We start from the raw sequence: 6,711 nt of genomic DNA on the forward strand, positions 1-6,711 counted from the left end.
CGCACCACGTCATCCCCCGGTGTGATCCGACGTGCAGCGGGGCGCGCTCGTCCACGGTCGGGTGACACCCGATGAGGCGTCCAGGGCATGATCTGCGCCCATGGCGTCTCCCGCAGCCGGTGGCCCTCACACGTCCGCGACGACACGCGACAGCATCGTGGCCTGCGGCGTCTACGTCGACGGCCTCCGACAGCCCGGGCACCGCTCACCGGCCGAGGCGGTCGCCGAGGTCCGCGCCCTGGGCCGGGGGTTCGTGTGGATCGGGCTGTTCGCCCCCGACCGGGGCGGGATCCGCGACGTCGCGGAAGCCGTCGCGCTGCCCGGACCGGCCGTCGAGGACGCGGTGCGCGCACATCAGCGACCGAAGCTGGAACGCTATGAGGGCGACCTGTTCGTGGTGCTCAAGACGGTCGGCTACGTCGAGCACGAGTCACCTACCACCGCCAACGAGATCGTCGAGTCCGGCGAGGTCATGGTGTTCCTCGGCGCCGACCACGTCGTCACCGTCCGCCACGGGCACCACTCCGGCCTCGCCGGCCTGCGTGAGGAGCTGGAGCGACAGCCCGAACGGCTCGCCACCGCTCCCGCGGTGGTGCTGCACGCCATCGCCGGCCACGTCGTCGACGGTTACCTCGACGTGGTCGACGCCGTCCAGAACGACATCGACCTCGTCGAGACCGCCGTCTTCGCCCCGCGCAGCGAGATCGGCGTCGAGCAGCTCTACCTGGTCAAACGGGAGATCGTGGAGCTCAAGCGCGCCATCATCCCCCTGGCCGGCCCGCTGCGCGACCTCGGCGACGAGTCCGACCCCCTCGTCCCCGACACGGTCCGCTCCTACTTCCGCAACGTCGAAGGTCACCTCACCGCCGCGGCCGAACGCGTCGCCGGCCACGACGAACTGCTCACCACCCTGGTCAACGCCACCCTGGCCAAGGTCTCCCTCCAGCAGAACGACGACATGCGCAGGATCTCGGCCTGGGTCGCCATCGTCGCCGTGCCCACCATGGTCTTCGGCAACTACGGCATGAACTTCGACCACATGTCCGAACTGCGCTGGACGTACGGCTATCCCCTGGTGCTGTCGATCACCTTCACCGCCTGCTTCGTCCTGTACCGCATCTTCAAACGCAACCGCTGGCTCTGACGCCCCAGGAGGCCAACGTGCCGCGCAGACCCACCTTCCGCGTCGCCGTCTGCCCGCTCGCCTGGCCCACCCCCATCACCATGCGGATCAGCCTCGGCATGGGTTCCGCCCCGGTCGAGGGCGGCAACGCGCCCTGACGCACGGCCGGCGACCACGCCGCCTTCCCGAACTGCTTGTGCTGCGGCACGAGAACGCGGTCCTCCGCTGGCAACTCGCGGGTCCGGTCGGCTACGAGCCCTCGGACCGGTTCTGGTTCGCCGCCCTATCCGGGTCGCTGGATCGTCGGCGGTGGCGGGAGGTCTTCCCGGTCACGACGGCACCCTGCTCGCCTGGCACCGCAGACTCGTGGCCCGCAAGTGGCGGCATTCCGCACGTCGACGCACCGAGCGTCCACCGACACGAGCGGCGATCGAGTCGCTCGTACTGCGGCTTGCCAGGGGAATCCACAGTGGGGCCATCGGCGGATCCAGGGCGAACCGGCCGGTCTCGGCCACCGCATCGCCGCCCCGGCGGTCTGGCGGATCCTGCACGAAGCGGGCATCGACCCGGCACCACGCCACACCGAACCCACCTGGCGACAGTTCCCCAACGCCCAGGTCCAGGGCATCATCGCAGCGGATTTCCCCCACCTCGACACCGTGCACGGATACCCCTCGATGTACTAGAAAAAGCAGTGGCTCACGAATTACTGGCCAACCGCATCGGTCGGCTCCGATTGGATATATCCCCTGAAGCGACAGATCGACTGTTGGAATATTGTGGCGGCCTTCCATTAGCTTTGAGTATTGTTGCCGGACAGGCTCAGATGCATCCGGATTTCCCGGTGGCAATGCTGGCGGGGGCGTCGCCGGTGGGCTGGTTGAGCGCGTCGAGGACACGGTGGGCCCGTTGGGGCGGGGTGTGGTCGGGGTCGATTTCGTCGAGCCCGTCCAGGACGGGCAGCACCCAGCCGTCGGCGACCAGCTCGCGGGCGATCGAGGGTTGAACCCCGTAGGCTCCGCTCAGTTGTCCGGTGATCCAGGCTTCGAGCCGTTCGTGCAATACCGACGGGGTGCAGGGCTGCTCGGGCAGTGTGAAGGAGGACAGGCTCAACCGCACCGGCACCCGCACGCGTGCGGTCGGGGTGTGGTCCAGGGTGGCGCGGGCATCGGCGGCCAGGTCCAGCAGCAGTCGTAGCGCGAGGACGGTCTTGCCCGCACCGGGTTCGCCCAGCACCACCAACCGGCCCAGCTCCAACGACCGGTAGTAGACGGCGACGTCGTCCAGGCTTCCCGAGGCGCTGCCGCCGTCGTCGCGCCACCACACCTCGGCCGCCTCCGGCGCGACGAACCCCACGTCGGCGGGGCGGGCCCGGCCGGTGTCGCCCAACAGGCGCGCCAGGGTTGCTGCCTCGCCCTTGACCACCGCGCGCAGCAGGTCCCGCGCCGCTGGCACCAGGACCGCTAGCTCGTCGGTCCGCAGCCGTGACCGCCACGCCACGAACAGCGACACGGTCCCGACCACCAGACTGAAACCGCTTACCGGCAGGGCCAGCACGTTGGCGATACCGGCGCCGTCGTCCTCATCGGTCCTGCCCATTAACCACGTGGTCGGCCACACCGTGCCGACCAGCACCGACACCACACCGAACGCAGCCCACGCCCGCGCTCTGGCCGACCACGTTCGAGACCCCATCCGGGCATCCTGGTCCATGGGCCGTCTCGACGTGCACCAGACCCGCGTCACCGGTCCGAGTACGACAAGGACCGGAATAGGCAGAACGATTGCGCCCGGTCATCACAAGACGCTGAAACCGCCACGTAGCCCCTTGGACGACGTCTCACGTCGTGAGTGTGGCGAGTCGTTGGAAGCAGGACAACGCTGCGGCGAGGGTGAGGAGGTCGCAGTTGTTGTCGGCGTGGCGTTCGTAGCGGATGGCCAGGCGGCGGTAGCCGGTCAGCCACGAGATCCTGCGTTCGACGACCCAGCGGTACGACGCCGGCATCGACCCGGCACCACGCCGCACCGGCCCGACCTGGCGGCAGTTCCTCATCCCCCAGGCCCAGGGCATCATCGCGGCAGACTTCCTCCACCTCGACACCGTGCTCGGCACGCCTCTACGCCCTGGCGTTCCTCGAACACGGCACCCGACGCCTGCACATCACCGGCGTCACCGCCCACCCAACCTGGACATGGACCGTGCAGAAGGACAGGAACCTCACCGCCCGCATGGAGTCCCTGCGCTTCCTTCTCCGGGGCCGCGATGGCAAGTACGGCCAGACGTTCGACACCGTCTTCCAGAGCGACGACCTGCGCGTGATCAAAAGCGCGCCGCAGGCGCCCCGGATGAACACCCACTGCGAACGGGTCACCGGCACTATCCGACGCGAACTCCTCGACCATATCCTGATGCTGAGCGAGACCCACGCACGCCAGGTCCTCACGACCTACGAAAACCACTACAACCGATACCACCCCACCAGGCCCGAGACCAGCTACCGCCCGAGACTCAACGGAATTCTCCCGCGGTACACGACCTGGACACCGACAGACTGCTCCACACCCGCGTCCTCGACGGGCTCATCAACGAGTACAGACGCACCGCTTGACCAGCAGCGATGACTTTTCGAGCGGCACAGGGTACGGCAACGGCCTCATCGTCTACCTCATCCTCGAACAACAGAAACGCATCGTCGTCGAACGCGTCCTCTGGCTTGAAGACCTCGGCTGACCACCACACCGCAGAAGGTTCACGGTCGTGGTCACAATACCTGGCGACAACAGCGCAGTTTAATCAACACTGAAACTATAGAGTCCACTCACACCGAGTCGCGCTGTACCGCTCGGCAAGTCATCGAGCTGCCGTCGACACGCCGCCGGCCAGTCCTTGACGGCCTGATCGACGAGTACAAACCCACAGCCTCGTAACCGCAGGTCAAGCCACGTGGCCGACTTCTGGCACCCCACAGGATCCGCAGCTGCCGCCGTGAACTCCTCGACCGAACGCCGATCTGGAACCAACAGAACCTGGTTCACGTGCTGCGCGAGTACGAGCACTTCTACAACACCCACCGGCCCCACCAAGGCATCGCCAACGCCCGACCACTACAACCACTGCCACAGCCAGCCCTCGATCGAGCACCCCTCACCCACCTCGACATCCGCCGACGGCAACGACTGGGCGGCATCCTCAACGAGTACCACCACGCCGCCTGACCTGCACGGACGACATTTTCGGCAAGCACGAGGCCAGTCGGAGCAGCACAGTCGGTCATCATGCCGTGTCAGCGGCCAGCGCTGTGGACCTGCGGCCGCACCCACAAGCACCTCGGCCCTTCAAGCTACGCACGGCTTCAACCTGCATGGATGGAGTTATCGGCAGGCACAGCGTAAGGAACGGCCGCATCCCGGTGCGCAGTTGCGGTTCACCGATGCCGACGGCCTGCGGCTGACCGCTTTCGCCACCAACACCGCTCGCGGGCAGTTGGCCGATCTGGAGTTGCGGCACCGCCGTCGGGCACGCGCGGAGGACCGCATCCGCGCCGCGAAGGCCATCGGACTGACCAATCTGCCCCTGCACGGCTTCGCCCACAACAGGATCTGGGTCGCGATCGTCGCCCTCGCGCTGGACCTCACCGCCTGGACCCAGATGCTCGCCCTGACCGGTCACCAAGCCCGGCGCTGGGAAACCCAAACGCCTGCGGCTGCGCCTGTTCTCCATCGCCGGACGCCTCGCCCGCCACGCCCGGCAAGTCCACCTCCGCCTGTCCGCCCACGCACCCTGGGCCGAACTCGTCGTGACCGGTCACCAGCGCCTCCACGACCTACCCCGACTGGCCTGACCAGCCACAACCTATTCCTACGAGCGATCAGCATCCACACCGGGCAGTGGAACCCGGCGGCAACCCACCCGACAACGGGCCACCTCGACCACCCCGAACACCGAAAGGAGAACCCGCAACAGCCACCGGCCAGGACCTCAAGCCAGGCCGTCAGCCACGTGAAAGATCCGGGCTAACCCGCAGGTCAGATCACGTGGCGGACTTTTGGCACCCGCAAGTGCTTAATCACCCTCATGAATCGCTCGGCAAATCCCACACGTCGAGTATCTCAATAAAGTCCCGCGTACGGACTACAAAATGTAGAGTTCCCAGTTCGGACGACAGTAGCTCGTCAACGACTCGACGAGCTTCATTCGAGCCGGTTCCACCGACTACAGGCCAGACATGCATGCCCGTGCCGACATTTCCGAATTCGTCAATTAGGATTGCACTGTCGGGAGACGAGAGCTTCCGGACCGCGAAGATCCTATCGTCCAGGCCCGACGTCTCAAGCCGCTCGGCGAGCAGCGTGAAGTACCAACAGTCGGGCAGGCCTTCGCGCCGCAAGATACCTTCCAACGGCCCGTCGCGCCAACCAATAAGGATCAGAACCTCAAGCGGCCCGGAAGATCCATTCATAAATTCTCGGGTTCCAGTCATCTCCCCCGCCCGAAAGCCTGGTTGAACAGCTTCTGAACTCCCGTGTCCACAGGTTTCGGGAGAATCAATGTGTGATGCATGGGAAGTTTCCGCGTGGGCGTGAATATCAGCGAGAATCCCGCACCCTCCAACTGCGCCTTCGTTGCCAGCGAAGCACCCTCAACTGGACCGTCGACTGCTCGCACTGAAACTCCATGACCGAATGACTTCGGATTGCCCTCTGCCATTCGCGCCTGGTCCGCAAGCCTCCCTGTGCTCTCCTTACTGGTTCCGAGTCTTGCGAATACCTGGTCATCAGCGCATGTGCAAGGCTGACCGAACTCGGGACCACCATTTCCACAGTTGTGCACGAGGACTGGTGTCGACCCCGCCAGCACATAGTACGTGTGGATGTCGGCAACGGTAAGGTTGTGCACCCTCTGACGAGCGGTACGATCGACTGTCGCGATGACCTGGACATAGGTTCCAACCGAGGTACGCAGCCAGGTCCCGGACAGCAAGTCCTTAGCCTCTACCCAGCGGCGCTCGGCCTGGATCCAGAAGGGGTGGCCGTCGGTAGCTACAGTCTGGGCGGTAGCGGTACCCGCCATGCCGTCGGTATCGACGGTGATGGTGACCAATCGCTTGTCGCCTTCACCGGCGATAAGGCGCTCGACCGGCTTAGCTTCAGTGCGACCGGTTTCCGGGTCGGTTGCCAGGACCAGGTCGCCGACCTCGATCTCGTCGATCGGCTGTTGGGTGCCGTCGGCCATCAGGACCGGAGTTCCCGCGATGAAGCTGTTGGTGGTGCAACTCTTGGACGGCGCAATCTTCGCCGGAGCCGGCGCCGGAGCCGGAGCCGGTTTAGCAGCAGGTGGTGGGTTGGCCGGGGCCGGGTCGCTTGCACGGGTGCCACCGGATGGTGTGGCGTCGGTGCCCGTTCTGGTGGTGGCTCCGGCGACCTCGTCGCCGGACTTCGTGGCCGCGGCGGCTACTTCATCGGAGGCCTTGACCGCGCCCTTGACCGCGTCGGCGCCCTTGACTGCGAGCTTGGCGCCGGTGGCGGCGTAGCCGGCGAAGGGGTCCTATCTGATCGCCGTGCGCGGCAGATCCGTCACCAGCCACCGC

Annotated in this window: 7 protein-coding genes and 2 pseudogenes; 5 read left to right on the forward strand and 4 right to left on the reverse strand. The window is 66.2% G+C overall.

The window, feature by feature from the left end:
* Positions 1 to 100 precede the first annotated feature (100 nt).
* Positions 101 to 1,144, forward strand: a complete 1,044-nt coding sequence (locus tag AB0G02_RS24975) for a magnesium and cobalt transport protein CorA (protein WP_360797952.1) — start codon at positions 101 to 103, stop codon at positions 1,142 to 1,144.
* A gap of 801 nt (positions 1,145 to 1,945) precedes the next feature.
* On the opposite strand, the gene AB0G02_RS24980 is transcribed toward AB0G02_RS24975, so the two are convergent.
* Positions 1,946 to 2,764, reverse strand: a complete 819-nt coding sequence (locus AB0G02_RS24980) for a hypothetical protein (RefSeq protein WP_360797954.1) — start codon at positions 2,762 to 2,764, stop codon at positions 1,946 to 1,948.
* A gap of 199 nt (positions 2,765 to 2,963) precedes the next feature.
* A pseudogene (locus AB0G02_RS24985) lies at positions 2,964 to 3,116 on the reverse strand (transposase); the annotation flags it as partial.
* A gap of 206 nt (positions 3,117 to 3,322) precedes the next feature.
* Here AB0G02_RS24985 and AB0G02_RS24990 point away from each other — a divergent pair.
* The 4 genes and pseudogenes from AB0G02_RS24990 to AB0G02_RS25005 form a co-directional block, all read left to right on the forward strand.
* A complete protein-coding gene (locus AB0G02_RS24990) occupies positions 3,323 to 3,745 on the forward strand; it encodes an integrase core domain-containing protein (RefSeq protein WP_360797956.1) in 423 nt (140 codons plus the stop codon).
* Positions 3,729 to 3,854: a hypothetical protein gene (locus AB0G02_RS24995; RefSeq protein ID WP_360797958.1), complete on the forward strand. Its 126-nt coding sequence runs from the start codon at positions 3,729 to 3,731 to the stop codon at positions 3,852 to 3,854. Before AB0G02_RS24990 ends, AB0G02_RS24995 begins: the two co-directional genes overlap by 17 nt.
* Before the next feature lie 305 nt (positions 3,855 to 4,159).
* The gene (locus AB0G02_RS25000) at positions 4,160 to 4,339 is read left to right on the forward strand and encodes a hypothetical protein (protein WP_360797964.1); all 180 of its coding nucleotides are present in this window, start codon (positions 4,160 to 4,162) and stop codon (positions 4,337 to 4,339) included.
* A gap of 172 nt (positions 4,340 to 4,511) precedes the next feature.
* Positions 4,512 to 4,965 (forward strand): annotated as a pseudogene (locus AB0G02_RS25005) (transposase); the annotation flags it as partial.
* Between the two features lie 231 nt (positions 4,966 to 5,196).
* Here the strand turns inward: AB0G02_RS25005 and AB0G02_RS25010 are convergent.
* Together AB0G02_RS25010 and AB0G02_RS25015 are read right to left on the reverse strand one after the other, a co-directional pair.
* The gene (locus tag AB0G02_RS25010) at positions 5,197 to 5,604 is read right to left on the reverse strand and encodes a hypothetical protein (RefSeq protein ID WP_360797960.1); all 408 of its coding nucleotides are present in this window, start codon (positions 5,602 to 5,604) and stop codon (positions 5,197 to 5,199) included.
* Positions 5,601 to 6,356 carry a polymorphic toxin-type HINT domain-containing protein gene (locus AB0G02_RS25015; protein ID WP_360797962.1) on the reverse strand — a complete coding sequence of 252 codons (756 nt, stop codon included), beginning with the start codon at positions 6,354 to 6,356 and terminating at the stop codon, positions 5,601 to 5,603. The genes AB0G02_RS25010 and AB0G02_RS25015 overlap by 4 nt, the downstream gene beginning before the upstream one ends.
* Positions 6,357 to 6,711 lie beyond the last annotated feature (355 nt).

Origin of the sequence: Actinosynnema sp. NPDC023658 (assembly GCF_040639995.1) — a bacterium.
Taxonomy (GTDB): domain Bacteria; phylum Actinomycetota; class Actinomycetes; order Mycobacteriales; family Pseudonocardiaceae; genus Actinosynnema.

Excerpts from the sequence above, each read along its gene's own strand:
- AB0G02_RS25015 (WP_360797962.1), bottom strand. The coding sequence starts at position 6,356 with ATGGCCGACGGCACCCAACAGCCGATCGACGAGATCGAGGTCGGCGAC.
- AB0G02_RS25010 (WP_360797960.1), bottom strand. The coding sequence starts at position 5,604 with ATGACTGGAACCCGAGAATTTATGAATGGATCTTCCGGGCCGCTTGAG.
- AB0G02_RS24975 (WP_360797952.1), top strand. The coding sequence starts at position 101 with ATGGCGTCTCCCGCAGCCGGTGGCCCTCACACGTCCGCGACGACACGC.